This window comes from Planctomycetota bacterium, assembly GCA_016207825.1.
Taxonomy (GTDB): Bacteria; Planctomycetota; MHYJ01; order JACQXL01; family JACQZI01; genus JACQZI01.
Genome location: JACQZI010000007.1, coordinates 221,787 through 247,849 on the forward strand (window position 1 = coordinate 221,787; position 26,063 = coordinate 247,849).

Here is a 26,063-nt window from a genome sequence, read left to right on the forward strand (position 1 = left end):
GACGTCCGATTAACATTGATTGATGGTGGGGACGAAATGGCTGCTAAATTTATTGTTATAGACGGGCCGGACGGCTGCGGAAAATCCACCCAGGCGAAACTGCTGGCAGGCTACCTTAAGAAGAAACATTTTAAGGTGCTGAACCTGCGCGAGCCGGGCGGCACTCCGATAAGCGAGAAGATACGCCGTATCCTCCTTGACCCGGCAAACAGCCGTATGACTGTCCCGACAGAGCTCTTCCTTTACATGGCAAGCCGCGCGCAACTGGTGGATGAAGTAATCAAGCCGGCTCTTGATAAAGGCGTAATAGTCATTTGCGGAAGGTTTTTATCATCCACGATTGTGTATCAGGGCATTGCCGGCGGCATTGGCAGAAAACTGGTGGAAGATATGGGCAGGATTGCCACCCAGGGAACGGTGCCGGACTTAACCATCATATTGGATATCCATCCGGAAAAAGGATTAAAGCGCAAGAAGACTAAACCGGACCGGATGGAGAAAAAAGAAATAGCGTTTCATGCCAAGGTGCGGAAAGGATTCCTGAAGCTGGCAAAAGAAAACCCGGCAAGGTATAAGGTAATCCCGTCAACCGGCTCGATAAACTCCATCCACCAAAAGATTATCTCTCTTGTCGGTATTGGGTAAAACCGTCAACGGGGTTAAACTAGATTGAATTAAATAAGCTCTCCCCCGGAATTAGCGAATAAACCCATTCCCATATTCTATAACTCTAAAACGGACTGAATCAAACACAACTTTTCCTGTTCCACGATTAAACGGGAAAAACTATTTAAACTAACCCGTTAATAACGATACGATACTACTCTGCCGAATTTAAGTCCCCCTTTCATATCTTATGGGGAATTATTGCGTTTAGGGCTAAAAAATAGGGGGTGGGGTATGGGTAGGTAATTAGACCTATACCCCTTGCGGATTCATAGGGTAGGGGGTGGGGGGAGGTATCCTACCTATCCCGGATGGGTATCCCGGTAATGCCGGACCTATATCCCAGCCCATAATCTGAAAAGGCCATATGGGGGGCGGGAAAATGGGATAGTCCTCCCGGAATAATGGGTTAGGGGTAGGGGGGAGGTATCCTACCTATGCCGGGGGAATATCCGGCTAATGCGGTGATACTACCCCGCCTCAGGATGACAAGGAGAGGTATGGGTAGCGGATTCGTGGGGTAGCCATGGGGGAGAGGTATACTACCTATCCCTCTCCCATACCCCTTAAGGAAAAACTGATTAAATGAGAATTTAAAAGATGATAGGAAACAGAATGCAGATTACAATGGTTCTCTAAATTTACGCGGGGACGTTAAATTCATCATGCACTGATTTTACTTGACTTTTCGGGAAATATTGGTAAAATTACTCTTAGGAATAATAAAATGGTAAAGAAAAACGACAATTTATTTTCCGATTTCGAGATGGCCCTCTACGAGGCGGCGGTCCGCTCCAATCCCAATAACGAGGAAGCCCTGCGCGCCCTCGGCTACCTCTACACCAAAAAGAGAAACCATACGAAAGCCCTGACCATAGACCGCAAACTCTGTTTCCTGCGTCCCGATGATTCGGTCGTCCATTATAACCTCGCCTGCAGCCTTTCCAACCTGGGCAAAATCGAGGATTCGCTCGAAGCCCTTGAGATGGCGATACTTTTAGGCTATAGCGACGTACGCCATATGGAAAAAGACCCGGATTTGGATAATATCCGCAACGAACCGCGCTATCTCGAGATAGTGGAAAAGATGAAGGGAAAATCAAAGGCCTAGTTAGTTCATTGGTTCACAAGTTCAACTGTTCATCAGATTGATTTTTTATAGTATCATCTGCTAAATCCGCCTAATCAACTCAATCGGCACCCCTACGAGTGCTCCCTGTTATTCGGGTGTCCCCGAAGCAAAGCGGAGCGGGGTGTACGAAATGATGCCTTTGTCAGCATCGACACGGATATGCGTGCCGGTGGGGATTTCTGAAATAAACTTTGGGCTTAGGTCGCAGACGAACGGAATCTTCGATAGTATCGCGCCTTCGGTCAAATTATAATCCGGCGCTTTTATGGTCACGAGAGCCGCCGGCGCGGCATGTTTCTTTACCAGCGTCATCAAGACCACACAGCCCCCTGAAGAGCCCTTGGATTCCTTGAAAACGAGTATCTTCCCTTTAAGCGTTTTGCCTTTATTGGGATTGGATGGGGCGATGATTTCGCCGGTCTCTAAATCCACATCGCCCAGGAAGGAAAAGCTCTCTGGACAGATAAGGGCCTCGCCGGAGGCGGTGCCCCTGACAACCTTACGCACTTTATATTTGTTCATATTTATACCACATCCCACTCCTCCCGTCCCGCAAAGCGGGACGGGATTCGGGGACGCCCGATTATTTAAAATACCTGTAGGGGCGGACTCTCACGAATCAGACAAATCACACTAATCATTCGTGCCATTCGTTCTATTCGTCTTATTCGTGTTCTACCAATCTCCCCTTCAAAGCACTTTCTATACATCTATCCGTATCGGCCAAAGCGGTATTGCATCCAATCAAATCTTTGACATAGCGCACCATCTTGACGCTATCCGTGACCATATTCCGGACATTCGGCACCTTTAATCCGTATTCACGGCAGGTCGATTGCCTCATATGGCTTTCCACCGGGCAGGTATCTGCCACCACCTTCGCACCGGCGGATTCTATGGTTTTGATATAGCCGGAATATTCCGCCTGCTTTCTGGTCATGCGGTTCGTGCATATCCAGAAGCGGACATCTTTCCTGACGCGCCTGCCCGCCAGTTTCCGGGCGACGTATTCTATCTGCGCCAGGTTATAATGGGGACATCCGAGCGTGACGAAATCAATTTCCGCGCCCGGCTCAATATTATTCACCTGATTGTAGACATCATCTAAATCCTTTTCCCTGATTTCATAGGCGTCTTTGGGGACTTTGCCGTCTTTGAACGCCTCTTTCACGGTCCGCGCTTCCGGTGTAACGCCGGGGATATGGAAGAGCGTTACCGAGCCGGAGGTTGCCAGAGCAGCGCCGAAGCCAATCAGGAAGTCGGTTCGTTGTAAAATGGAAGAGTTGTCAGTTGTTAGTTGTTGGCGGTTAGCTTTGGGTAATTGGATAACGGGGATATCGCTCCCAACTATTTTGCCTATAATAAATCCGAGGGCGCACCAGGCATCATAAGTCTTTAAGCGTTCGGGAGGAATCATCACCTTAAATAGATGCGTGCCATAGCGGTTTTCAGGGAGGAGATATCCCATCAACGGATATTTTCCGGTCACGGCGGAGAAGCGGGTAAAGAGTCCGCCGCGGTTAGTCCGCGCGCCCAGGACCGAATTAAAATAAATAATCGCACTGCTTTCGACCGAGGCGATGTAACTGCCGAAAGGCGGGACGAATCCCAATAATTGCGGGGTGCAGGTATAGGTTTCCAGAATGCCCATGGAACGGTGCGCCGGCTCGACCTCGGCCTGAAGCCGGGCGAGCTTTGCCGGTATGCCGGTAATAGAGGGTTTTTCCAAATCAGCGCAGAGCGTGGAGGTGGTGGTCGGCACACGAACCTTGGCGCCCCTTTTGGCGTAGCGGACGAGGTCCTCGATATCGCCGTAATAGATGCCCATCTCCGCCGGGTAGTGGCAATAGGAGATATCGACTAAGCGCGGTGCATTGAACGCCTCGCCGAACTGGATGATGTAATCCATCGCCTCGGCAACGACCTTACCTTCAGCGCCGCCGCGCATCCGTTTTTCCGAATCAGTTAATTTCATAAAATTCTGTAAGCGGATTAAGCTGATTTAGCAGATAACTTTAAAATCAAGTTAATTATTCTTCTATAACAATTCTTTTATTTTCATCCCATTTTTCTCTATATATTTTCCCTCCGGCCGTAGCAAAATACATATCTCCATTCTTGAATTGTATATCCCATGGTTCATAGCCTGCACTATTGCCGAAGGTTTGAATTTTAATACCCCCTTCAAACTCAAACACCAAATCTGCTGTTATAATATCATTATTAAAATCGATTATCTTTTTGCCTTTTAGCATTTCCATGACATTTTTCGCCACATTCACGGGTTTCGGCAAACCATAAATATGCCCCTCATCACCACTTGCTTGCCTGATTTGTTTGGTATCAATAATTCTCCACGGGGTACTAACCCTGACAAATGCATCTTCGTTAAATACAAATAACCAATCCAATGATTCTTTTTGAAATATAATTTTAGTGATTTCTCGCCCTATAAACAATGCTTTATCTATTTTCATCTTTTCGCCCTTAATAATCATCTGTTTAATCTGCTAAATCCGCTTACAAAAACTCATGGTTTAATCTCCGGCCCCAACGCCTTTTCCGGAACCACGTCCACGACCAATGCGCTTGGATAATCTTTCGTATGATAAACCGCCTGATGGGCAAGGCGGGGTTTCGTTTCATACGCTTGGTCGGTATCGGTATTCAGATGCGGAGAAAATTTAGGGACGGCGCTGGAGGAGATTTCCAGCCGTATCTGGTGGCCTTTCAGGAAGCGCATCCCGGTCGCCCACATATCAACCGTCACTTTATAAACTTTGCCGGGAGAGAGCCATTCCGGCTTTTCCAGTGAGTTCCTGAATTCCGCGCGCTGGATGCCATCGCAGAGTTGAATCGCCTTGCCATTGGGCCAGACATCCACGAGCTTGCCGGTGAAATCCGTGCCCTTAACATCCGTGGAGACATAAAGCTCGGCAAACACCCTGCCGCAGATAATCACATCCTTCTTTAACGGCGGCGTGGAATAGACCAGGACATCCATCCGGCGCTCTATCGCCTGCTGGTCGCAGGCTTCGCCCAGCTGTAGGCTTATCGGGTCGGTGACATACGGCACCGGGTCTTTGGGGTCGTAGGTATACCTATCCGTCTTTTCGGTAGTGGAAGGTTTTTTCTCGCTCATCACCCCGTCGCCGAGCAATGAATTGGCATTGCCGTTGCTATGTAGATAGAATTCTGTGGTAACTGCCTTGGGAATGGGCCAATCGGAAACGCCGTGCCATTTATTTTCTCCCATGATAAATATTCGTCCTCTCGGTTCGCGCTTTTTATCATACACTTCTTCGGTAAGATGGCGGGCGAAGAATTTAAGGATGATGGAATTCATGTCTATGAGCGCCTTGGGGCCGAAATCTATTTCGCCGACCTTGCTCGAGACATTTAACTTATGCGCCCAGCAGCCGATAATCAGTTTCTGCGCATCGCGCGCCTTGGGTGTTTTGGCGCGGGCCCTCATTCCTGGGAAATTCTTATAGGTGGAAATGCCGTCATCATCATACCAGCCGCAGATATGCAAAGCCGGAATATTAATTTTATTCCATAGATGCATATAAGAAACCTCTTTCCACCACTTATCAAAGGTCGGGTGGTCCATCCAGTTTTGCCAGGTTCGGCTTTGCATGCCGACCGCCTCATCGAGTTTGCGCAGAGGCAGATAAGTATAAAATTTATTCCAGTTGATATTGGCGAGGTTCTGGTTGGTCTTGCCGAAGACCATAAGCCCCCAGACAATCATATTCCAGAAGAAGGCGCCGTTCTGGTAAGGGACGTTGATGACCGGGTCGGGCAAAGCTACAAGCGGGACAATGGCCTTCAGTTTGGGATGGAACGAAGCGGCGCCCATCCAGGAGGTGTAGCCTTCGTAACTGCCGCCCATCATGCCGATATTGCCGTTTGAGAAATCCTGTTTGGCGAGCCAGGAGATGGTATCAAAGGCGTCCTTTTTCTCATAGCGGAAGGGCTCCCATTCGCCTTCGCTGTCGTGGCGTCCGCGGCAATCTTGGAAGGCGTAAACAAACCCGCGCTGGGCGAACCAGACTTTCGCGACCAGGCGCAGGGAATCGTGGTTGCCATAAGGCGTGCGGCTTAGGATTACCGGAAAAGGGCCTTTGCCCTTGGGGAGGTAGATGTCGGTGGAAAGCCTGACCCCGTCCCGCATCCTTATTTTGATATCAATCCTTTGCTCCACTTCGTATTTCTTAGTTAAGCTTGTTATCATAAAATCACCTTCTAATCTTTTAACACGAATCACACGAACAAAGACAAATCACACAAATAAGAAAAGATAATTACATTCGTGATATTCGTCTCATTTGTGTCATTCGTGTTTATCTGCAATTTATTTAAGCACTTCTCTTATCACCCTCAGCCAATTCCCGCCGAGGATTTTCTGGATTTCATCCTTATGGAATCCGCGTTTCACCAGTTCAATCGTTATATTAGGAAGTTTGGCGGCATCTTCCAATCCTACGGTCACGCCGTTATAGCCATCGAAATCCGAGCCGAGGCCGACGTAATCTAAACCGAACTTCTCGGCGATATAGGCGATGTGGTCGACGACATCCGGCACGCGGCAGATCATCTTCCTGCGGGCGATTTCCTGGAAGGTCAAATTTCCTCCGATGATAAATTCAGGGAGATACATACATCCCGACGACGCCCTTCCGGCGGGCGATTTCTTTTATCTGGTCATCATCAATATTACGCAGGATATCCCGGAATTTCCTCACCCCCGTATGGGAGCAGATTACCGGACCCTTGGCAATCTTCATCGCATCCTTAAAGCCGGGCCGTGCCAGGTGGACGATATCCAATATCATATTCAGGCGGTTGATTTCCCTGATGACCTTTTTACCGAGGGCGGTCAGCCCGCGCGGGTTATCCACCCGGACGCCGTCCGCCAGCTCATTGGCATGGTTTTGGGTCAGGCTGATTGACCGTACTCCCAGATGGTGAAACATCTCCAGTAGGCGCAGGCTTTTATCCAAGCATATCCCGCTTTCGATATCTACCAGGAGTCCTTTCTTGCCTTTGGCAAGCTCTTTTAAATCTTTGGAGGAGCGGATGAAAACTATTTTTCCGTTGCTATCGCTGACCGCTTTTCTCATGGCGGTGAGCATTTTCAGGGCGTAAAGCGTGGCGTCCGCGCCCTGGTAAAAAGGCGGTGTATAGATTGCCATGAACTGGAGGTCAACGCCGCCTTTCACCATGCGGAGGAAATCCATATGCTGCCAGTCATTATCCGATTTGGCTTTCTCCCCCCAGCGAAGGGCCTTGGGGCCGGGTGAAAGGAAATCACCGTCGCGCGACAAGGTTTTACCGAAGGAATCGGCGTGGCCGTCGACAAGGATTGATTGATGGTGCAGTTTAATAATTTCGGCGCGCGTCAACATTATACACTCCGCGATATTCACACACCCCTGCCCATCCCCGATTGGGTCGGGACTCCGCTATCGCTCCGCTTTTTAGAGGGGATTAACTATACTCCCCTCTTGAGAGGGGGTTGGGGTGTGTTATTTCTCTAATCTTTCCTTCTATCGTACTTAAAACACCTTCTATGTTTTTCTTCATATCTATGTCCAAAAACCTCAGCACAGAAAAACCCAACGACTCCAGCTTTCTCTGCCTTATTTCATCTTCATCTGTTTTTCCGCTATGGCTTTCCCCGTCGATTTCAATAATCAGTTTCAAGCACGGGCAGAAAAAGTCAACAATATACTCATCAATCGGCTTTTGCCTATGGAAATCATATCCCAGCATCTGCCGCTGTTTAAGCTTCTGCCACAATAATATTTCTGATAATGTTCCAGTTTTCCGAAGTTGACAAGCCAGTTTTTTAAATTTGGGGTTATAATAAATCATTAATTACACACCCCTACCCCTCTTATTAGAGGGGATTAATCAGACTTTATCTTTTTGATGGAATCCGGGATAAAGACCTTATCGCCTTCTTTGATGTTATTACGTTTGAACCAGCCTTTATTCATTTCCAAGGCGTATTTAACCGCTACCCGTGACCAGGTGGTATCTTCGGTTAAAGGCTTCATATCAGCTATCTGGGTAATAGTGCCATCCTCTTTTATAAAAGCGATTGAAAGCGGAATAAGCGTGTCTTTCATCCAGAAACGGACGGGTGTTTCTTCCGGATAAAGGAAAATCATGCCGCTGTTTTCAGGTAGGTTTTTCCGGTGCATCAGGCCCAACTCCCTTTGGTCGGCGGTGGCGGCGACTTCCACATTGATTGCCTTGCCGTTAATGACCAGTCCTTCTTGGGAGACGTCTTTACCCTGGCAGGCAATAGGTAGAACTGCTAATGTAAAGCTTAAAAATAAAATATAAAAATGTTTCATGTCAATTAATCAGCACGAGGCTGTACCAATTCACCTCGTCGGATTTGGATTTAAGGGTTTTCAAAGGCAACCCTTGCTTATGGGCGGTGGCAAAGACATCTATCCCGACCGCCTGCATGGCCGGGCGGGCCTTTTTTTGGGCGCGGCATGGCCTGGGAAAAGAGCACTTTTTACAAACCGCGCAATCGGAAAAGCTGAAGGCGAAGTAATTGCCGTCCACATAAGCCGCCTGCTCTATTTTATACGAGATATCGTGGGAAAGCTTTTTACCACTAGGTCCCCGTAGTCCCGATTTGCGGGACGGAGCGGGGTCACGGGTATGGATAAGCAATGCCTTTTTATAATATTTTATGATGCGGGCAAAATCGGAGACGGTAATGGCGCCGGGGGCGGAGGGACAAGTCCAGTTATTGCCCCAGCCGGTGCAGCCGAAACGGCATTTGAGTATTGTGCGCGGGTCAAGGACAACATCCCGGGCATTAATCAGGACCGCGTGGAGTGCGCCCTCTTTTCTGGCAAGCGCGGCGTATCGGTTTAAATTCATTAAGCGGATAATACCACATAAAAAAGGCGAAGTAAATAAATTAACGGCTCTATAATACCCCCGGCGCCGCCCTAAAGTTATATAATAATTTTCTTGCTTGACTGAGGGATATATTATTAAATTAGATACTTTATGTACACGGATTAAGCCCCGCTCCACTGCGTTACGGGGACACCCGATTGATAATGAATCTGGAATGGGGCTGATAAAACTAATCAGCTTGCTCTTATTAAGAAAGGTGATTTTATGTTTAATTCTATGATATTTTTAGCCCAGGACGCGGCTCCAAGCGGCTCTTCTGCTTTAATCAGCATGCTCCTGCCTTTTGCCCTGCTTTTCGGTTTAATGTACCTCTTGCTCATAAGACCCCAGAATAAAAAAGAAAAGATGCGTCAGGAAATGATTAACAGCCTCCAGAAAAACGACCACGTCATCACCAGCGGAGGAATGTTCGGAATTGTTTCCAATATCAAGGATGATGAAATCTCGCTTAAAGTGGATGAGGATTCCAACGTAAAGATACGCGTTTCCAAAAACGCCATTGTAGGCGTAATAAAACGCGCGAACCCCTAGAATTAAATAGTTCGCTCTATAAAGGAATAATTATTTATGAAAGAAACTCTCAAATGGCAATTGCTCCTGGTTCTTATCATAACCGCCATCGCCGGTTACTTCGCTTACCCATCTGACGATAAAATGTTCTTTAAGGAAGGCGAATGGTTCGAAGGCTGTAAAATCCAGTTGGGACTCGACCTTCAGGGAGGAAGCGAGTTGATACTCGGTTTCCAACAGCAGGAAACGATGAGCTCGGAAAGCTTAAAATCCGGGGTCGATTCCGCCCGCAACATTATCGAACGCCGTATCAACAGCTTCGGATTGAAGGAACCGCGTATCCAACCTTACGGCAACCAGCTTTTGGTCCAGCTACCTGGAGTTGACCCAAGCGAAATAGACAATATAAAAAAGCTGCTTATCACCACCGGCAAGCTGGAATTCAAACTGGTGGCAAAACAATCCGTTATAGATGTATATGAAAAACGCTACCCGGCAGTTCCTCCCGGTTACCAGTGGTATGACGAAACTCCGGTAAAGGATAAGCCGGTTGAACACCTCCTGCTTGAGGAAAAAACCATCATCAGCGGTGAAAATGTCGTTGATGCCGGATATAAAGTGCTGGACCCGATGGAAGGAATCGTGGTTACCTTAAAACTGGATCTGGTCGGTTCGCATATTTTTGAAGATGTCACCGGAAAGCATAATGAAAAGACATCCGACCAAAGAAGGCTGGCAATTTTGCTGGATAGCAAAGTGGTTTCAGCCCCGAGTATCAGAAGCAAGATAACCGGCGGAGAAGCCGTTATTACACACGGGGGAAAAGGCGGATTCCCGGAAACAGAGGCGCGCGATTTATCCATGATACTGCGTTCGGGAAGCCTACCCGGAAACCTGGAAGTCAAAAGCGAAAACACATTAGGGCCATCTCTCGGTGCGGATGCGATTAACAGAAGCGTCACCTCTTTTACCCTGGCAATAATCGTGGTTGCCCTATTCATGATTGTTTATTACCATCTGGCAGGAATGATTTCGGTCCTCGCACTTTTAATAAACGCTATCCTGCTTTTAGGCATACTTTCCTTTTTCTCAGCAACCCTGACACTCCCCGGCATCGCGGGCATCGTCTTAACCATGGGTATGGCGGTCGATTCCAATATCATTTTCTACGAAAGAATCAGGGAAGAGCAGGAAAAAGGCAAGACCACGGTGCAATCGTTTGAAGGCGGGTTCGGCAAGGCGTTGGTAACGGTCATAGACGCCAACCTGACGACCCTGGTTGCCGGATTGGTATTGTGGTATTTCGGAACAGGTCCGATACGCGGATTTGCGGTTACACTTTCCGCAGGCATTCTCACTACGCTTTTCAGCGGATATTTCGCCACCAAACTCATGGTCCAGTTCGTCATTGAAAGCGGAATAGCCAAGAAAATCACCATGTTAAAGATACTGACCAAGCCTAATATCAACTTTATGAAAATCAGCCATTATTTTATCAAGTTTTCGGTAGTTTGCATCTTGTTGGGAATGGTTGCTTTTTATATGAGAGGAATAAAGACCAACACCGCTTACGGGGTGGATTTCACGGGCGGGACGGTTTTGAACCTACACTTCAAGGAAAAGGTCAATATTGCTGATGTCCGGACGACCATAAAGAACATTACCGTAACGGATGCCAAAACCAACGCACCTGCCCCCAAATACCCGGACGCGGAAGTATTAAGCGTCATGCCACCGGTCACGGATACCGGCGCGGGCGGGATAAAATCCATGTTCTCCAAGGCCGGGCAGATGTCGGAAGAATTCCAGATACGTACCCGATATGTGCGCACGGAAAAAGGCGTTTTGGAGTTGAAAAACGACCTCCTTGCGAAATTTTCCGATAAAGTCGCGCAGGAAACCATCACTCTCATCACCTCAACCAACAAGGCCGGTTATAAGCTGATGATGGAATTAAACCTGGGTAAACAGGTTGGGGTTAACGAGTTAAAAGTGAAACTCGCCGAGCTTGCCAAGCGCAATAAAAAGCAAGAACCGCTGGTGATTATACCGGAGGCATCCGAGGAAATAACCGATACAACATCGGCACATTTTGAAATATATTTCAGGGAAGACGAACCCGTGCAGTGGGAACGGGCACTGCGAGCCAAAGAAGGTCTGGATTTACCGAGAGGCGTTTTCCCGGTTGCCGGCATGATAGATACCATGGTTTCCAAAAGTTTGCAACAAAACGCGGTTATTGCCATCATCCTTTCGTGGATATGCATGCTCATTTACGTCGCCTTCCGGTTCGAACTGAAATACGGACTGGCGGCGGTAGTTGCGCTGGTGCACGACGTTTTATTCGCCCTAGGCGCGACGGCGGCATTCAACCTGATTGTCCCGGACAGCTGGGGTATTAGTGTCGAAATAAACTTTACCTCAGTGGCGGCGCTTATGACCATCATCGGTTATTCGGTCAACGACACCATCGTCATCTTCGACCGCGTCAGGGAAAACATGACGGAAATGAAACGCCAGCCGCTGGAAGCGATTTTAAACGCCAGCGTCAACCAGACGCTCGGCCGTACAATTATAACATCATTGACTGTTTTCTTCACGGTGGTGATACTCTTCCTGGTCACGGCAACAAGCGGCGCCGGGATCGTTAGCTTTGCCTTCCCGATGGTAATCGGCACGATCGCCGGCTCTTATTCCACCATCTTTATCGCCTCGCCGTTTGTCAAGGCTTGGGGCGGAAGCGGGGAAAAGAAGCCGCAAGCAGAGAAAAAAGACTGATTATCCGGGAAACGGACGAAAAACCAAGTGTTTTTATTGACGGGTTTATTTAAACAAGGTATTATTTACCCGTAAAAATAAAAGGCAATTCCATGAAAAACCTGTGGTCGAAGGTTCTGGCAGTTTCTTTCTTGATATTCTCTTTTTCCCTATGCGCAATTCTACCTATCACAGGGGAAGATAACAGCCAATCCGCAACGGAAGAAACTAAAGAAGAAGAAACACCGGAGCAAAGCCAGGCGCAAACTGATACCCAGGTCACCATCTCCGTAAAGCCCAAATATTACGGCATCGAGATGAAATCCGACCACCTTATCTTTGTGATTGACGTTACCGGAAGCATGTCTACCGAGCTTGACATGAGCGTTAAGGAGAAAGCAAAAAAAATGCTCAAACCCATGGAAACAGGGGGGAATAAACCGAAACCCGAAAAAGACAAGAACGCCAAGAACAAAAGGGATGCCGGCGAGGGAATAGACTGGGACAAAATAAAAAACCATCTGGATCTAGCGCGGGCGGAATTTGTTGAGGCGATAAAATCGCTTAAGCCGGATATTTCTTTCGCGGCGCTGGCTTATAATACAAAGATATTCCCGCTGCAAAACACCTTCGTGCTTGCCGACCAAAAGAATAAAGATAAAGTAATCAAAGCGGTCAACAGTTTCAAGCCTGAAGGGCCGACCGACGCCTTTTTTGAAGCGCTCTTGAAGGCAATCAGCTACGCGAAAGACAAAGCGCCGGAAAAGAAACAGGGAAAAGACAGTAAAAACGCGCAGGTCACCGGAAAGGATAAGGGAAAAGCCGCCAAGAAAAAGGAAGAACCGCCATACGAAATATTCTTCCTGACGGATGGAGCTCCGACCGTAACTTCCGCCACAACCGTGGCCGGTATGCCTGAAGAGAAAATAGAAGAAAACCTGAAAAAACTTCAGGAGGCAATAGAAAAGAAAAACGTCTGCATACACGCCATCGGAATTGGTTTTCATAATACCGGGCTGATGCAAAAGATTGCGGAGATAGGCAACGGACAGTATGTAAACCTGGGGCCGGATAGAAATCCGCCCCGGGAGCAAAAATAATATTCTATTTTATAAAAGGAGCGAAGTATTTTTATGAAACAAGCAGCCATAATAATAATAGTTGCCTTGGTCGTAATCATGGTGGTAGGGTTAGTGCTGTGGCAAACAGATTATTTCAAAAAGCCCGAACCGCCGCCGCCTCAAGAACCGGTGGTAACCATGCCCGCCAAGCCGATTGAACAACCCAAGCCCCAAGGAGAATCTTATACGGTAAAACAAGGCGATACGCTTTGGAGCATTGCCAAGGAAAAATACGGAACCGGCGCCAAATGGGAACTTATCATGGAAGCGAACAAGGATAAAATTACGAATAAAGATTCCCTGACAGTCGGCTGGGTTTTGTTTATCCCTAAAGACACCGGAGGAACGGTACAGCCGGCTCCGAGTAGTGTAATATACCACACCGTAGTTCAGGGCGATACGCTGGAAAAGATTGCTCTTAAATATTATAATGATGCCTCGAAATCAGAAATGATTTTCCAGGCAAACCGCGATAAGTTAGCCACTAAGGAAACTTCTTTGCAGGCAGGATGGAAACTGGCTATCCCGAAGTAATAAGACCTGATTTATTTTGCTGTTTTGCCCCATTCCTCCCGCCCCAGAGCATCTTTTCCGTCAGGGTCTTGTAAAAAGTCCGGTGGAGCGGCTCTATCAGGTAAAACACGCGCCGGGAAACGGAGACATGCACTTTATCTTTCGGGCTTAGCGCCACAAAAATCTGGCCGTCTACGGTCAGCACTATTTTTTTCGATTCACCCAAAAACCCGATTGAAACGGCATCTTCAGCCGGGATGACTAGCGGCCGCATTGCCAGGGTGTGGGCACAGACCGGAGTTAGGATAAATCCTCTTACCGCAGGGTGGATAACCGGACCTCCGGCGGCAAGCGAGTGTGCGGTTGAACCGGCCGGAGTAGAAACAATCAAGCCATCCGCTCCAAAAGTCGCCAAGTGATTTTTATTTATCGATAATTTGAGGTAAAGCATCCGGGAAGATGCCTCGCGCGATACGATTATTTCGTTCAGGGCAATAAAGCTCTTGCGCTTGCCTCCCGGCTTAATAACCTCGCATGCTATCATCATGCGGGAAGATTGTCGGTAATTGCCTGAAAGGATGCGGCTGAAAGAACGCTTCAGTTCTTGGGGAGAATAGCCGGCCATAAACCCGAGCTTTCCCAAATTAACTCCGATGACCGGAACCGGGTTTTCGCCCAAGCGCCTGGCCGCGGAAAGGATGGAGCCATCTCCTCCGAAAACAACAACCAAATCGGCTTTCTTGCTTGAAAGGGACAGCCGATTATTTAAATCCACCTCAACCCGGCATGCTTTTTTGGAAAGCCATTGTCTCAGGGAATTAATAAGCCTTTTGGTTTCCGGTTTTTTCCAATTGCCTGTTAGGATAACCGTCTTATTACTCATTTTATTTTTCGGCATATTCGCCGTAGTTTTCATCGGCCAGCTTTTTAAGGAATTCGGTATCGACTTTCCCTGTGGGGCCGCCCCCTCCCATGGCGCCCGGAGGAGGTCCGCCGCCACCCTGAGGCATATTACCGGGAATCGGCTCGCTCCCGCCCACCCCAACGGCAATCACATTAATCCTGATTTTCTTGGTCTGGTTTAAGATGCGCACGGCACTGCGGATTTCATCCGTTTTAAGATATTTTCCGGCGGTCGGCTCACCATCGGTCATGAAATATATGGTATCTGCCCCTGAACCTTTACCGCTGATATAACCGCTTACGTTGACATCTTTCTTATCTCCGGTAAACCCGAATCCGGTTTCCAGGGCGTCGTAAATATTGGTCAATCCGGACGATTTAAGCTCATCTATCCATTTCAACGCCTCTTTCTGGTATTGCTTAACCGGAACAAGCGTCTTCTGACATGAATTAACCTTATCGTTGAATATGATAATGTTAAATTTGGCATCCGGCGACAGGTGTTCCACAGCGCTTTTCAATTCTTTGATAAGAACATCGAAACGGCTGCCGCCTTCTTTTGCCTTGAACATCTTCATGCTTGAACTGATATCCACCACAAAAACCGGTGCTTTTGAGGTTATCTTCATTCCGTAGAAAACGGCAATGGTTTCCTGTGAATCGGACGGTGTTTCCTTGCCGGTAAGCTTCTTTATGGCGCCGAGCATGTCTTCCCTCAAGCGGCCCGACTCCTTATTGGATTGGGCGGTAAGCGCTTCCGCCGCCTTGGTTTTGGATTCCTCGTCCGCTACTTTAGAAAGGTAATTCGTTGCGCTGGCGCGCACTTCCCATTCCTTGGCTTCAAACGCGGCAATCACTTTATCCAACGCCTCTTTCGGGCAGATACGGCTTAATGCATCTATGGAACACACTTTAATGCGGGAATCTTTATCATCCAGGAATGAAATAAGAAGTTCTGTTACCGGCGGCTTATTGACCGCGCCCAGCGCCGGGATGACGGCTATCCTGACGTTAAGCGGCGCCTTTTTGGCTTCCGCAACCAGGGCTCCTATGACGGAATCACTTTTGATACCGCCCAAAACCTCGACCGCGGCGTCTATATTTAAAGGGTAATTGCCGTTAAGTTCATTCGGAATAACCTTGCCGATTAAAAGCTTAACCAAATTTGGATGCTCTATCCCTCTCAGTCTCTCGATAGGAGTATAGCGTAATTTGCCATCCTTGGCGGCAGCCGGCTTGGAGTATTCCGACTGGAAATTCTTTTCCGCCTCAGCCCATTCCTTATCAGAAACCTGCCCGAAAACAGAAAGCCCGTATGCGCAAAGAAACAAACCCATCATGAGGACGATTATTTTTTGTTTCATAAGACTTTCCCTCCTAACAGCTTTTTTATATAATATTGGCTTAAAAGTCAAGAGATATAAGCGATAATGAAAAAATACACCTTCCGTAAAAAAGAGCACCTTTTAAAGGAACGCGATTTCGAGCGGCTTTTAAAGCACGCCGAACGGCTCGGCGATAAGCTTATGACCATTTACCTTTTGCCCAACGAGCTTCCTCACAGCCGGCTGGGAATTATCGTCGCTAAAAAGCGTGTCAGGAAAAGCACGCGCCGCAACTATATAAAACGCCTCGTCCGCGAGGCATACCGGCTGAATAAAAATCTCCTCCCCAAAAAGCATGATATAATCATAAACATTACGCAAACCGAAGGTTTTTCCCTCAAAGACATAGAAGAAAGCCTGTTAAAACTAACCAATGAGAAAACTAATAATTAACCTGTTGATATCCCTCGTAAAGATGTATCAGGTTTTATTGTCCCCGTTACATCTGCCTTCCTGCAGATTCCAGCCGACCTGTTCGGACTACTGTATCCAATCACTAAAAGAAAAAGGCATTATAAAGGGATTACTAAAAAGCGCCTGGCGGCTTTTAAGATGCCATCCCCTGGGCGGCTCTGGCTACGACCCGGTCAGCTGATTTAGTAAAACGCATATATCTTGAATTCACCATTTGAATCTGGTAAACTTCCGGCTATGATGAAAATCGCGCTAATCGGCTACGGTTACTGGGGACCGAATCTCCTGCGCGTCCTCATGGAGAACCGCCTGGCGGACGAAGTTTACTGCTGTGAGATGGATTCCAAACGCCTGGAAAAGGCGCGCAACCGCTATCCTCCCGTCAAGGCAACCAGCAAGCTTGACGATATCCTCAAAAACGATTCCATCAACGCCGCGATTGTGGCAACGCCCATCGGAACGCATTTTAATATCGCTTCCAAACTGCTCGAATCAGGCAAAAGCGTTTTTGTGGAAAAACCCATGGCCGCCTCCGTAAAAGAAGCCGAAAACCTGATTAAGCTTTCCAAGAAACACAATAAAACCTTGATGGTCGGGCATACGTTCGAATATTCGCCTCCGGTTTTAAAGATTAAGGAAATTATTTCCAAAGGGGAACTCGGCAATATATTCTTTATTTCCTCCAAGCGCGTTAACCTGGGTCTCCACCAGAAAGATGCCAGTGTCATCTGGGACCTGGCGCCGCATGATTTTTCCATCATATTTTCCATCTTGGGCGAAAGCCCCAACCGCATCCAGGCAGTCGGGCGCGATTGCGTCAAGAGCAAATATCCGGATGTGGCATTTATCAGCCTCAGGTTCCCGTCCGGCGTGATTGCCCATATGGAGCTTTCCTGGCTGGCGCCGAGCAAATTAAGGAATACCACGATTGTCGGCTCCAAGAAAATGCTCGTCTATGACGATACCCAGCCGGTGGAAAAGATAAAGATATTCGACCACGGAGTGAATTTCAAGGACCCGGAAACTTTCGGGGAATACCAGCTCTCCTACCGGACGGGAGATATCGTCTCGCCCAAGGTGGAAACATTCGAGCCTTTGGGCGCGGAGATTTCCCATTTTATCGATTGCGTCAAGACCGGCAAGAAACCGAAAACCGACGGCGAATCCGGACTGCGCGTGGTCAAGGCGCTGGAAACAGCCGAGAAATCCTTGCAACTTAATGGAATCCCTCAAGATATAAAATAAACATCGGAATAAACCAATGAACCCATTGCCAGAAGAAAAACATTCATCCCTTGAGCAATGCCCGTTCTGCGAGCTGGATACTCATAAAGGGGAAAGCGGCTTTTACCATATCCGGCATGAACTGGCCGCGCACCTGCCTTTTTCCTTCGGGGCGGCATTGACCAGCTTCGCAATCATCTGGCTGATTACCGAGCTGGGGAAACTGGGCAGCTTCCAATCCGCCTTCCATATCTTCCACCCGGCGCATTTATTCCTGAGCGCGACCGCCACCACGGCAATGTTCTGGCGGCATGACAGGAAAATCATCAAAGCTATTTTAATCGGCGCGCTGGGAACCATCCCGATATGCGCCATCAGCGATATTTTCATGCCCTACTTAGGCGGCGAAATCCTGGGTAAATCCATGGCGCTCCATATCTGCCTGATAGAAGAGCCGTTGCTGGTTTATCCCTTCGTCGCGCTCGGAATCATGACGGGCATCGTCGCCTCCAATTATTTGCGGCATATCACTTTCTTTTCCCATAGCGCGCATATACTGGTAAGCAGCCTGGCTTCGCTCCTTTATATCATTTCTTTCGGGCTGGTTGACTGGGTGCCTTATCTCGGCGGGCTGGTGATTATCGTGGTGCTTTCCGTCCTGATTCCCTGCTGCTTGAGCGATATTGTTTTTCCTCTGCTGTTTATCCACGCGGCAAAAGAAAATAACACTTCCGCTACTTAACAAGGCTCAAGAAAAATGCGGCACTTCCCAAATAAATTACCATGGTGGACATATCGATAAGCGCCAAGGCTAACGGGCCGCTTGCCACCGCCGGATTAACGCGCAGTTTCTTCATAACAATAGATACCATCAAAGACAAAAGCGCCGCCCAGCAGACGGAAATAAATACAGTTGCGCTAAGCAGGAGCCCGAAATTAATATTACCGAATAAAAGGACGGAAGCGACGCTGACCACGACACCCGCGTATAGGCCTATCAGCAGGCTTACCATGAACTCTTTATACACAAAGGCGGACAGTTCCGCGCGCGGAATGCCGCCGTCACCAATCGTGGTCAGCACAATCGAGGTCATCTGCACGCCGATGCTTTCCCCCAAAGCCAGAATAATCGGGATGAAAATTCCTATCATGACCATTTCCGCCAGGGTATCCCGGAAAAAGCTGCCGATGACCGCGCAACCCAATCCGCCCATGATTGTCACCGTCATCCAGGGCAAGCGGCTGCGCGTCACCGCGAAAGTGGTCTTGAAGACTTCGCGCGGGTCGACGCCGGTTATTCCCTGAATCACCTCTTTTTCGCTCTGGCGCATGGCGGTTATTACATCATCGAATGTAACGATACCTACCAAGCGCTCTTTTTCATCCACTACGGGCAGGGAAATAAAATGGTATTGGTTAAAGACGTCGATTATCTCTTTTTTGAGCGCGCTTGATTTTAACTTAATGACATTCCTGACCATGGCAGAAGTAACGGACTTTCTGGAATCCGTCAGGAGCAATCCCCTGAGCGGCGCCACGCCCTCCAAGCGGCCACTGGCATCAACGATATAAATGTAAGAAGGCGTATCAGGCCGCTTGGCACAGCGCAGGAGCTCTATCGCCCGGCCGACCGTGATGACATCCGGAACGCTCAAGTAGCGCGTGGTCATTAGCCCGCCCGCGCTTTCCGGGTCGAAGGTCATCAGCTTTTCCACCTCCGCGCTCAATTCCGGGTCGAGCAGTTTGATTACCTCCTGTAAATAGTTTTTGGGAAGCCTCAGCAGGATATCGGCAAGGTTATCCGGGGAAATAAGCTTAAGGACCGGCGTGATATTTTCCGGCTTGATGCCGGCCAATATGGAAACGAGGCTGGCGCTGTCGCAATCCGCCAGGATGGAGGCGGCCAGCGCCGGCGGCATGGCGCTTAAGAGCGCCTTCTGTTCGGCAACGCGCAGTTGAAGAAAAAACTCGGCGCGCAGCGCCGGTGATAACCGCTTTACCAAAAAAACGGCTTCCGCCAGCCCGCCTGCCTTTAATTTATTGCGGATTAACGCGGGCGAAATCTTTTCCGGAACCGGAAAAGTCAAATCCCTTTCGGGTTCAGCCGGCGGATTTGCCAAGCCGGGTTCCTTGATATTGCCATCGCACGTGTCTTTCAATTCCATCTCTTATATCACTGCAATATTTACGGCTTAAAGGCGAAGTTGCGGAATTGCCACGGGTCGGCCTTATCCGGCTGGGCATTCGGGTTTTCCACAAAGAAGACCTGGTAATTGGATAATGGGCTCCAGTTGGAGGGCTCCGAGATAAACTTCCCCAAATATGGCTTGGCGATATTCAGGATATAATCATGCGGCAGGTCTTCCGGGAAGCAAATGCCTTCCTTGGGGTTTTCCAGCATCCACAAAATAGAGGAAACAACGCCGATAGCCACCTGAATCGTAGTCGCGTTCTGCCCCGGCACCAGCCGGCGGGCTTCTTCTATGCTTAAGATGCTTCCTGTCCACCAGGAATTATATTTATGGCCCATAATCAAGGCGCCCAGCGAATCACTGCCGCTGGCTATCTCGCCGGCCATCACTCTTTTATTCGGCTGGAGTTCATATCCCCGGCAGCGCAGTTCATGCAAAGAAAGCATCGTTTCATCCGAGGGTAAATAGGCGTAAAGCACGGTCGGGCGGTAGACCTGCTTTTTGCCGCGCTTTACGGTAAGCAGTTTGGAAATGCCGAAGGCTTCCCCGTGCGGGATAATCATGCCGACGAATTCCTGGTGCGGCGTCCAGGAGCGTATCCAGGTATTGATTCCCATCTGGGAAAGGATTATCTGGTTTTTCGGGCCGTAATTCGGTTTGGTTGCCAGTGGCGGCAGGGTTTTCTCGTGCGTGCCCCAGCCCAGCTCGACCGGAGCGATTGCCTCCTCCATCATCGCCTCGATGCTCCAGACGTTCACGAACTCGTCCGGCTTTTTGGATTTATTCGTGAACTGGGTATCGCGCTCGCTGCAATGGATTACTTTAACGCCCAGCTTCATGGCGAGGTGGTTGAACATCTTCTTTTTGGCGAAGTGCTCCAGCATTTCCGCGTCGCGCCGGGAAACCTTCCGCTCGGCGATGAGCCTGCGGGTGATATCAACCAGCCCGCGCTTGGCGAAATGGGAAACCAATCCCGGATTCGCGCCGTGGTCGAGGACCGCGGTGGCCGTCCCTTTCCATTTGGGGACCATTTCCAGGAGTTTCACGTATCTGCGGTAAAGTGATTTTTCCAGCGATGTCCGGGTATGAATTTCCGCGTAAGGGTCCCATTCCTCGACCGAGGCATTGACATAGAGCATTTTATTGTTATACGTCCATTGGAGGACGTCCAGGCAGTCCACGTTCCAGGCAAGGTCCACTATCAAGCCGCCGCCGTTGACATAAGCGGAGAGTGTCCGGGTCATGTTCTGGGGCGTCACTTTTAATTGGACGAACTTGACGCCCTTGGCAATCCATTTACTGAGGTGTTTGGACTGGTCGACGAAATCTATGATGGTGATGTTTTTATAAGGGATTCTGATATGTTTGAGTAATAAAGGAAGAAAGCTCCGCGCCACCGCGCCGAAACCGAGGATTAACATTTTATTATTAAAATGCACCATCGTTATGCATTCATAATAATTTATGATTGGGGGGTTGGTCAAGTAAATACACAGGCTAAAAAGAAAGGGGCGGGTTTTATCCCGCCCCCTTCTTTAATCCGTGTAATCTGTGGCTACACCTGGCTCACTCGGCTCTACAACAGTTACATAAATCAGCCGTCCCGATACAGAGTATCGGGATTTTCCTTAGACCTGACTGACCTTAACCTCCAAGAACAACTGCCCGTTATCCTTGACGAAGTCCAAGTGAGAAGCCCCACCCGGAGTAAAGCTTTCCAGCCCTAATGCCGGGTCAATCATCCCCTGAACAAGCGAGTTCAAGAGAGTATTGACTTCCGTTATCACGGGCATGCCCATTCCCGAATGGATGATTGATATCCCGCCCTGAATCAGGCGCGCGAATATCAAAGACCGTAGCGAACTCCTCTTTTCCGCCGTGGTGACGTTAAAAGGTTCGCTCGGCGCGAGGTACAGGTCTGCCGGCCTCATTATCCCTTTGGATTTTGAGTCGCCGGTCAGCCAATACACCGCAATCCTTGCGGGACCGGATTCCATTGACTTTATGCCGGTCAAGGCGAGCGTGGTCGCGCTCAGCCTGTCGGCATAGATATCCTTGGCAGAATTAACCTTATCCTTAAACCGCTTGGCGGGAACGCCGTCAATGGTCTCAAACATAAGGTTCATATTCTGCAGATACCTTGCCCATGCCTGCTTGATTTTATAAGCCTGGGTAGAATTTATCCTGTTCTTATTCTTCCCCTTGCGGCTGATAAAAGCCGGGTCAAGCACCTTTTGGTACTCGGCTTCGGCAGGTTCGGCAATCCGTGAAAGGTAGGCAACTTCGTCGGGGATTACCGCCCTAAGGCGTTCTATCAGCTTTTCAGCATTGACAGATAATCCGTCCGACCAGAGTTTCCCGATTCCCGGCACGGCTTGGGTCAATGGGTTTACGGCAAGCTTTATCCAAACTTTTGTCGTACTCATCGTAGTATCCAATCTTTGGTTAGTCCCATCCGCCGGCATAACTCCCGATGTTGCGCGCTTGCATCAGACACCTCGTTATCCCTACTAAGCGGATGGAAAGTTTCAGGTTGCAAGTTATAAGTTTCATGTTCTGTCTTAAAACCTGTAACTTCTAACTTGAAACTCTCAAGAAAGTCATAGACTTGATTGATGGGAACAATACCGGCCATAGTGGTTATCAATTGGTCGCCATATAATCTTACCCATACAGCTATCCCAATCAGTTCATGAGTCTTCGCGTCGTAAACAGGCCCACCCGAATTCCCCGGAAGTATCGGCGCGGTGATTTCTACTGAATCAAAGTTAATAGCCGATACGATTCCTGAAGATGGTCTGGGATTTAGGCCTAACGAACACCCGACAACATAAACAGGAGTGAAAAGATAATATGCATAATCACGCGGAGCGAGTCTGGCAGTTCGGATTTCGGATTTAGTATTTCGTATTTGAAGGAGCGCAAGATCCTTATTAGTATCTGTTAATACAACAGAAGCGTTTAGTGTCTTCGTGTCTTGGTGGCTATATTCATAAAAGATAACATCTACTTCTTTGTAATTTCCTACCACATGTGCAGCAGTTAAGATATAAATCGTATTCTTTGTGTCCTTTGTGTCCTTAGTGGTTAAAATTACCCCCGAACCTGTCCCTGTCTTTGTGGTGATTCGCACCGTTGGATAGAGCATATCTTCGTATTCCCGTTGATAAGGGTTATTAGCTTTATCCAAGGGGCGGATGATTATCACGCCCGAAGGCAGTTCCGGCAGCTTAGTCGCCCATGCCGTTAAACCGATTAAGGCAATGCCGGTTAAAATAATAATGAGTAGCCTAATAACCAACCCTTTTTTAGGCCGATTAAGGTCATCCAGCTTGTCTTCTACTTTTTTCTTAACAAGCATCAATAGTGCTTCCACGACCACTTTCAGCACGCCTTTTAATATCTTCTTAAACATATTTATATCCCCCTTCCCGTCGGTTTAGCTTCCTGTCTATCCATTCCATCAAATAGCCGAAACCAGAAATTCTCTCCAGCGGCAAATGCGCTCGTCCACATGGCAAGCATAAGCACCGCGCCGGTAGCGGGCCTTAAATCATAATCCTTTTTCCAGAGTTCTTTCAGTTCGTTGACTATGTCGCTTTTAAGATGCTTTTTGCGCCTTATAAACCGCATAAACGTTCTGGCATCCTTAAAAGGGGCAAGCGAGCTTACGCGCGCTTTTACATTATTAAACTCTTCCTGGTAACCGCCCCTTAACGCCACCTGATAAAGGTGCTCGTTAATGAATTCAAAATCGGTCACCTCGTCGGGATGTTTCGTGGTTTCGCTTTGCGTGATATTTCCTGTCTTTTTCATCTTTCTACCCTCCTTAAGGGGAACTCTTAGCCTTTTAGAATTCCCGGCTTCTCTTTGTTCCCCCGGTATTTAGGGGTTTGTTTTAAGTTTTGGACAAAAAAAGACAGGGCGATTTTTCTAACTCCCTAAAAATAAGGAGATAGGGATTTTAGGGTTTTTTATCCGGTAGCGGATTTTGGATAAAATAGGGGTTAGTTAAGGCTGGAAAGGTAGGGTTTTTTCACCTTTAAGGAGAGGACGTAATAGACCCTGGAACGGGAGCAATCCATCTGGGCGGCGGTTTCGTCTATCTCTCCTTTATTGTGGTAAAAGGCGATGATGATATCCCGGTCCCCGGCCTTCAGGCGCAGTGTAATCCGGGTGATGAGCGTGATGATTTCCCTGGTGGTAAAGGAGATATGGCCTTCATCCGTAAAATGGACGAGCCAACTGTAATCATGGCGGACGGTTTTAAGGATATTGGCAAGCCGCGATTTTGGGATATCGCATTCTTCGCAGGCCTTGCGCCATTTGAAATTATTGTAATAGAGGCATTGGATGACGGGTAAATCTTCGGGCAGGTGTATGTATATGCGCGCGACCAGGTATGCTATTTCCCTGACCGTGAAGGGCTGTTTTTGGCTTGCAGGCTTTCCATGGAAGAACCTGCGGTCGAGCTCTTCCTGGGAAAATTCGTTGTTATCTCCGTAAGAATTACTGCCATCGTCATAAAAGCGGTGCGTGCACCATGCGCCATCACCATCCTTTCCGGCTCCGCCCGTTCGATATAATATCAATCGGGCGTCCCGGCGAATGCCGGGGCAATTCCTATTCCCGATTTACATAACCGCCGAGCCAGGGCCTCCGTTTTACAGCGCATTTGCCGTAAAGGTGGTACTTCATATTACTTATATAGCAAATATCGTGCCATGCGCCTTAAAAGACCGTTTAAAACGTTTTTATCCGCTTATTTCCCTTTAAACCTTTTTTTTTAGCCAAATTAGTGTAAAAAGGGTTTACAAAACCGCAAAGAAACTTTACATTTTCTGCGGGGTTAAAATAAAGATGTGCCAAATTATGATTTTCTGTTGACAATATCAAAAAAGGGGGTATAATCGCCAAAAAGGACGGCCGTGGCTGGCTGGCAAAGGAAGGCAAGATTGTGATTATCGACGATAAAAAGGGCAAGACCATCTGCCTGACTAAAGCCGAGGCAAACGAATACCAGAAACAGGCGGGGGTGTGAGTTAAAAGCTTTATAGCCATCTTAAATATATTGCATTACTGATAGTCTTTTTATATAATTAATAACCATGGTTGATACAATCCATTTCCCTAACGCCCCTATTGTCGAAGCGCTATTAGACATTAGAGTTGATCTTCCCAAAGAAGTTGACCTAAAAACCTTATTGCCTTTTCATGATGAGATAAAAAAAGACTTTCCTGCAAAAAAAGAACAGTTTTCTTGGCAGGTAGATTTTAAAATGGGTCCTGGTAAACTCCCAGAGTCTCAACAACCCAAAGGCGGAACAATAGGATATTTGTTTAACTCAGCCGACGGCAAGAAAATTGTTCAGGCAACACAAAACGGCTTTACTTTTAATATGCTAAAACCTTATACGGATTGGAAATCATTTAGCGCCGAAGCAAAAGCATTATGGCAAAAATATATTAAAATCGCCAAACCAGTTAAGGTGTCCAGGATTGCTCTCCGATATATAAATAGGATAGAGATACCGTTCCCGTTTAATGCTTTTAAAGAATATATTTTAACTATTCCTGAAATAGCTCAGGGAATACCTAATGGCCTTTCCGAATTTCTAATGCGTTTAGTAATCCCTATGCCGGAGATGGAAACGACAGCTATTATTACCGAAACAATTGATAAAATGGACAATAAAACGACTAAATTGCCTTTAATATTTGATATTGATGTTTATAAAATGAAACCCTTTGAACCATCGTCAGATAATATATGGACTGAAATGGAACATTTGCATAAATTCAAAAATGATATTTTCTTTAATAGCCTTACTGATAAAACAAAGGAGTTATTTAAATGACTAGTTTTACTCTTACATGGCCATGTTCAAATATTAGGAATTATCAAGATTTAGGTCGTAGTAAGGAAGCCTCTATAACAAAAGAAAGATATAAAGAAGCATTACAAGATCCGGATTATTATGAAATCCCTGTATCAAGACGTAGTTTAGCTCAAGAATTTTATGGCCTATCTTCCGAATGGCAAAAGGATGTAAAACACTTTTCTTCTGTTACTGAAATGGCATTACATCCGGCGTATCAACAAATTATTGGTTTGGGGAAAGACGTGCTCCCATTAATACTTAATGAACTTACTCAGCAATCTAGTCATTGGTTTTGGGCGCTTAAAGCTATTACCGGAATAGACCCTGTTCCTACGAACCAACGAGGCAATATACGCCAAATGACACAAGCATGGTTACTGTGGGCTAAAGAGAATAAAATAAATTATTAA

29 protein-coding genes are annotated in these 26,063 nt (G+C 47.7%); 12 read left to right on the plus strand and 17 right to left on the minus strand.

Annotated elements, in window-relative coordinates; genetic code table 11:
- Positions 1 to 36: 36 nt before the first annotated feature.
- On the plus strand, positions 37 to 645 hold the full coding sequence (tmk, locus tag HY811_02750) for a dTMP kinase (protein MBI4833727.1): 609 nt from the start codon (positions 37 to 39) through the stop codon (positions 643 to 645).
- A gap of 748 nt (positions 646 to 1,393) precedes the next feature.
- Entirely contained in the window at positions 1,394 to 1,777 is a 384-nt protein-coding gene (locus HY811_02755) for a hypothetical protein (GenBank protein ID MBI4833728.1), read from the plus strand.
- Positions 1,778 to 1,885: 108 nt separating this feature from the next.
- Here the strand turns inward: HY811_02755 and HY811_02760 are convergent, their stop codons facing one another.
- The 9 genes from HY811_02760 to HY811_02800 all read right to left on the minus strand — a co-directional run bounded on the left by HY811_02760 (position 1,886) and on the right by HY811_02800 (position 8,710).
- Positions 1,886 to 2,320 (minus strand): DUF126 domain-containing protein, encoded by a 435-nt coding sequence (locus tag HY811_02760; GenBank protein MBI4833729.1) that lies wholly within the window; start codon positions 2,318 to 2,320, stop codon positions 1,886 to 1,888.
- Between the two features lie 142 nt (positions 2,321 to 2,462).
- Positions 2,463 to 3,773, minus strand: a complete 1,311-nt coding sequence (locus HY811_02765; GenBank protein ID MBI4833730.1) for an aconitase X catalytic domain-containing protein — start codon at positions 3,771 to 3,773, stop codon at positions 2,463 to 2,465.
- 55 nt (positions 3,774 to 3,828) lie between these two features.
- Positions 3,829 to 4,275 carry a hypothetical protein gene (locus HY811_02770; protein ID MBI4833731.1) on the minus strand — a complete coding sequence of 149 codons (447 nt, stop codon included), beginning with the start codon at positions 4,273 to 4,275 and terminating at the stop codon, positions 3,829 to 3,831.
- Between the two features lie 53 nt (positions 4,276 to 4,328).
- Positions 4,329 to 6,035 (minus strand): CocE/NonD family hydrolase, encoded by a 1,707-nt coding sequence (locus HY811_02775; protein MBI4833732.1) that lies wholly within the window; start codon positions 6,033 to 6,035, stop codon positions 4,329 to 4,331.
- A 120-nt stretch (positions 6,036 to 6,155) separates the two neighbouring features.
- The gene (locus HY811_02780; GenBank protein ID MBI4833733.1) at positions 6,156 to 6,461 is read right to left on the minus strand and encodes a membrane dipeptidase; all 306 of its coding nucleotides are present in this window, start codon (positions 6,459 to 6,461) and stop codon (positions 6,156 to 6,158) included.
- A complete protein-coding gene (locus HY811_02785) occupies positions 6,448 to 7,209 on the minus strand; it encodes a membrane dipeptidase (protein MBI4833734.1) in 762 nt (253 codons plus the stop codon). The genes HY811_02780 and HY811_02785 overlap by 14 nt, the downstream gene beginning before the upstream one ends.
- Positions 7,210 to 7,291: 82 nt before the next feature.
- Positions 7,292 to 7,678: an endonuclease domain-containing protein gene (locus HY811_02790; GenBank protein ID MBI4833735.1), complete on the minus strand. Its 387-nt coding sequence runs from the start codon at positions 7,676 to 7,678 to the stop codon at positions 7,292 to 7,294.
- Positions 7,679 to 7,713: 35 nt separating this feature from the next.
- Positions 7,714 to 8,079 (minus strand): DUF192 domain-containing protein, encoded by a 366-nt coding sequence (locus HY811_02795; GenBank protein ID MBI4833736.1) that lies wholly within the window; start codon positions 8,077 to 8,079, stop codon positions 7,714 to 7,716.
- Between the two features lie 88 nt (positions 8,080 to 8,167).
- Positions 8,168 to 8,710 carry a DUF2284 domain-containing protein gene (locus tag HY811_02800; GenBank protein ID MBI4833737.1) on the minus strand — a complete coding sequence of 181 codons (543 nt, stop codon included), beginning with the start codon at positions 8,708 to 8,710 and terminating at the stop codon, positions 8,168 to 8,170.
- A gap of 246 nt (positions 8,711 to 8,956) precedes the next feature.
- Between HY811_02800 and yajC the strand changes: the two genes are divergently transcribed.
- The 4 genes from yajC (at position 8,957) to HY811_02820 (ending at position 13,674) form a co-directional block, all read left to right on the plus strand.
- On the plus strand, positions 8,957 to 9,283 hold the full coding sequence (gene yajC, locus HY811_02805) for a preprotein translocase subunit YajC (GenBank protein ID MBI4833738.1): 327 nt from the start codon (positions 8,957 to 8,959) through the stop codon (positions 9,281 to 9,283).
- Positions 9,284 to 9,319: 36 nt separating this feature from the next.
- The gene (secD, locus tag HY811_02810; GenBank protein MBI4833739.1) at positions 9,320 to 12,040 is read left to right on the plus strand and encodes a protein translocase subunit SecD; all 2,721 of its coding nucleotides are present in this window, start codon (positions 9,320 to 9,322) and stop codon (positions 12,038 to 12,040) included.
- 92 nt (positions 12,041 to 12,132) lie between these two features.
- Positions 12,133 to 13,119, plus strand: a complete 987-nt coding sequence (locus tag HY811_02815; protein MBI4833740.1) for a VWA domain-containing protein — start codon at positions 12,133 to 12,135, stop codon at positions 13,117 to 13,119.
- Positions 13,120 to 13,152: 33 nt separating this feature from the next.
- Positions 13,153 to 13,674 carry a LysM peptidoglycan-binding domain-containing protein gene (locus HY811_02820; GenBank protein MBI4833741.1) on the plus strand — a complete coding sequence of 174 codons (522 nt, stop codon included), beginning with the start codon at positions 13,153 to 13,155 and terminating at the stop codon, positions 13,672 to 13,674.
- Here HY811_02820 and HY811_02825 read toward each other — a convergent pair.
- On the minus strand, positions 13,661 to 14,551 hold the full coding sequence (locus tag HY811_02825; protein MBI4833742.1) for an NAD(+)/NADH kinase: 891 nt from the start codon (positions 14,549 to 14,551) through the stop codon (positions 13,661 to 13,663). The genes HY811_02820 and HY811_02825 overlap by 14 nt on opposite strands.
- On the minus strand, positions 14,538 to 15,920 hold the full coding sequence (locus HY811_02830; protein ID MBI4833743.1) for a HEAT repeat domain-containing protein: 1,383 nt from the start codon (positions 15,918 to 15,920) through the stop codon (positions 14,538 to 14,540). The genes HY811_02825 and HY811_02830 overlap by 14 nt, the downstream gene beginning before the upstream one ends.
- A gap of 66 nt (positions 15,921 to 15,986) precedes the next feature.
- Between HY811_02830 and rnpA the strand changes: the two genes are divergently transcribed.
- Genes rnpA through HY811_02850 form a run of 4 tightly spaced genes read left to right on the plus strand, consistent with a single transcriptional unit; the run spans position 15,987 to position 18,321 of the window.
- Positions 15,987 to 16,334, plus strand: coding sequence for a ribonuclease P protein component (rnpA, locus tag HY811_02835; GenBank protein ID MBI4833744.1), 348 nt, complete (start codon positions 15,987 to 15,989; stop codon positions 16,332 to 16,334).
- Positions 16,315 to 16,536 (plus strand): membrane protein insertion efficiency factor YidD, encoded by a 222-nt coding sequence (gene yidD, locus HY811_02840; protein ID MBI4833745.1) that lies wholly within the window; start codon positions 16,315 to 16,317, stop codon positions 16,534 to 16,536. Before rnpA ends, yidD begins: the two co-directional genes overlap by 20 nt.
- Before the next feature lie 56 nt (positions 16,537 to 16,592).
- On the plus strand, positions 16,593 to 17,600 hold the full coding sequence (locus tag HY811_02845; protein ID MBI4833746.1) for a Gfo/Idh/MocA family oxidoreductase: 1,008 nt from the start codon (positions 16,593 to 16,595) through the stop codon (positions 17,598 to 17,600).
- Positions 17,601 to 17,616: 16 nt separating this feature from the next.
- Positions 17,617 to 18,321 (plus strand): hypothetical protein, encoded by a 705-nt coding sequence (locus HY811_02850; GenBank protein ID MBI4833747.1) that lies wholly within the window; start codon positions 17,617 to 17,619, stop codon positions 18,319 to 18,321.
- On the opposite strand, the gene mgtE is transcribed toward HY811_02850, so the two are convergent.
- The 6 genes from mgtE to HY811_02880 all read right to left on the minus strand — a co-directional run bounded on the left by mgtE (position 18,314) and on the right by HY811_02880 (position 24,363).
- Positions 18,314 to 19,738: a magnesium transporter gene (mgtE, locus tag HY811_02855; protein MBI4833748.1), complete on the minus strand. Its 1,425-nt coding sequence runs from the start codon at positions 19,736 to 19,738 to the stop codon at positions 18,314 to 18,316. The genes HY811_02850 and mgtE overlap by 8 nt on opposite strands.
- Positions 19,739 to 19,764: 26 nt before the next feature.
- Positions 19,765 to 21,213, minus strand: coding sequence for a homospermidine synthase (locus tag HY811_02860; protein MBI4833749.1), 1,449 nt, complete (start codon positions 21,211 to 21,213; stop codon positions 19,765 to 19,767).
- A 186-nt stretch (positions 21,214 to 21,399) separates the two neighbouring features.
- The gene (locus HY811_02865) at positions 21,400 to 22,197 is read right to left on the minus strand and encodes a hypothetical protein (GenBank protein ID MBI4833750.1); all 798 of its coding nucleotides are present in this window, start codon (positions 22,195 to 22,197) and stop codon (positions 21,400 to 21,402) included.
- Entirely contained in the window at positions 22,194 to 23,186 is a 993-nt protein-coding gene (locus tag HY811_02870) for a trypsin-like peptidase domain-containing protein (GenBank protein ID MBI4833751.1), read from the minus strand. Before HY811_02870 ends, HY811_02865 begins: the two co-directional genes overlap by 4 nt.
- A gap of 2 nt (positions 23,187 to 23,188) precedes the next feature.
- Positions 23,189 to 23,587, minus strand: a complete 399-nt coding sequence (locus tag HY811_02875; protein ID MBI4833752.1) for a hypothetical protein — start codon at positions 23,585 to 23,587, stop codon at positions 23,189 to 23,191.
- Positions 23,588 to 23,778: 191 nt separating this feature from the next.
- Positions 23,779 to 24,363: a hypothetical protein gene (locus tag HY811_02880; protein MBI4833753.1), complete on the minus strand. Its 585-nt coding sequence runs from the start codon at positions 24,361 to 24,363 to the stop codon at positions 23,779 to 23,781.
- Between the two features lie 516 nt (positions 24,364 to 24,879).
- On the opposite strand from HY811_02880, the gene HY811_02885 reads away from it, so the two are divergent.
- Positions 24,880 to 25,629, plus strand: coding sequence for a TIGR04255 family protein (locus HY811_02885; protein MBI4833754.1), 750 nt, complete (start codon positions 24,880 to 24,882; stop codon positions 25,627 to 25,629).
- Positions 25,626 to 26,063 carry a hypothetical protein gene (locus HY811_02890; protein MBI4833755.1) on the plus strand — a complete coding sequence of 146 codons (438 nt, stop codon included), beginning with the start codon at positions 25,626 to 25,628 and terminating at the stop codon, positions 26,061 to 26,063. The genes HY811_02885 and HY811_02890 overlap by 4 nt, the downstream gene beginning before the upstream one ends.

Excerpts from the sequence above, each read along its gene's own strand:
- yajC (MBI4833738.1), top strand. The coding sequence starts at position 8,957 with ATGTTTAATTCTATGATATTTTTAGCCCAGGACGCGGCTCCAAGCGGC.
- HY811_02815 (MBI4833740.1), top strand. The coding sequence starts at position 12,133 with ATGAAAAACCTGTGGTCGAAGGTTCTGGCAGTTTCTTTCTTGATATTC.
- HY811_02845 (MBI4833746.1), top strand. The coding sequence starts at position 16,593 with ATGATGAAAATCGCGCTAATCGGCTACGGTTACTGGGGACCGAATCTC.
- HY811_02790 (MBI4833735.1), bottom strand. The coding sequence starts at position 7,678 with ATGATTTATTATAACCCCAAATTTAAAAAACTGGCTTGTCAACTTCGG.
- HY811_02865 (MBI4833750.1), bottom strand. The coding sequence starts at position 22,197 with ATGAGTACGACAAAAGTTTGGATAAAGCTTGCCGTAAACCCATTGACC.
- HY811_02825 (MBI4833742.1), bottom strand. The coding sequence starts at position 14,551 with ATGCCGAAAAATAAAATGAGTAATAAGACGGTTATCCTAACAGGCAAT.
- HY811_02800 (MBI4833737.1), bottom strand. The coding sequence starts at position 8,710 with ATGAATTTAAACCGATACGCCGCGCTTGCCAGAAAAGAGGGCGCACTC.
- HY811_02770 (MBI4833731.1), bottom strand. The coding sequence starts at position 4,275 with ATGAAAATAGATAAAGCATTGTTTATAGGGCGAGAAATCACTAAAATT.
- HY811_02890 (MBI4833755.1), top strand. The coding sequence starts at position 25,626 with ATGACTAGTTTTACTCTTACATGGCCATGTTCAAATATTAGGAATTAT.
- HY811_02775 (MBI4833732.1), bottom strand. The coding sequence starts at position 6,035 with ATGATAACAAGCTTAACTAAGAAATACGAAGTGGAGCAAAGGATTGAT.
- HY811_02755 (MBI4833728.1), top strand. The coding sequence starts at position 1,394 with ATGGTAAAGAAAAACGACAATTTATTTTCCGATTTCGAGATGGCCCTC.
- secD (MBI4833739.1), top strand. The coding sequence starts at position 9,320 with ATGAAAGAAACTCTCAAATGGCAATTGCTCCTGGTTCTTATCATAACC.
- HY811_02830 (MBI4833743.1), bottom strand. The coding sequence starts at position 15,920 with ATGAAACAAAAAATAATCGTCCTCATGATGGGTTTGTTTCTTTGCGCA.
- HY811_02885 (MBI4833754.1), top strand. The coding sequence starts at position 24,880 with ATGGTTGATACAATCCATTTCCCTAACGCCCCTATTGTCGAAGCGCTA.
- yidD (MBI4833745.1), top strand. The coding sequence starts at position 16,315 with ATGAGAAAACTAATAATTAACCTGTTGATATCCCTCGTAAAGATGTAT.
- tmk (MBI4833727.1), top strand. The coding sequence starts at position 37 with ATGGCTGCTAAATTTATTGTTATAGACGGGCCGGACGGCTGCGGAAAA.
- HY811_02860 (MBI4833749.1), bottom strand. The coding sequence starts at position 21,213 with ATGGTGCATTTTAATAATAAAATGTTAATCCTCGGTTTCGGCGCGGTG.
- HY811_02850 (MBI4833747.1), top strand. The coding sequence starts at position 17,617 with ATGAACCCATTGCCAGAAGAAAAACATTCATCCCTTGAGCAATGCCCG.
- HY811_02760 (MBI4833729.1), bottom strand. The coding sequence starts at position 2,320 with ATGAACAAATATAAAGTGCGTAAGGTTGTCAGGGGCACCGCCTCCGGC.
- HY811_02780 (MBI4833733.1), bottom strand. The coding sequence starts at position 6,461 with ATGTATCTCCCTGAATTTATCATCGGAGGAAATTTGACCTTCCAGGAA.
- HY811_02875 (MBI4833752.1), bottom strand. The coding sequence starts at position 23,587 with ATGAAAAAGACAGGAAATATCACGCAAAGCGAAACCACGAAACATCCC.
- HY811_02765 (MBI4833730.1), bottom strand. The coding sequence starts at position 3,773 with ATGAAATTAACTGATTCGGAAAAACGGATGCGCGGCGGCGCTGAAGGT.
- HY811_02870 (MBI4833751.1), bottom strand. The coding sequence starts at position 23,186 with ATGTTTAAGAAGATATTAAAAGGCGTGCTGAAAGTGGTCGTGGAAGCA.
- rnpA (MBI4833744.1), top strand. The coding sequence starts at position 15,987 with ATGAAAAAATACACCTTCCGTAAAAAAGAGCACCTTTTAAAGGAACGC.
- HY811_02785 (MBI4833734.1), bottom strand. The coding sequence starts at position 7,209 with ATGTTGACGCGCGCCGAAATTATTAAACTGCACCATCAATCAATCCTT.
- HY811_02820 (MBI4833741.1), top strand. The coding sequence starts at position 13,153 with ATGAAACAAGCAGCCATAATAATAATAGTTGCCTTGGTCGTAATCATG.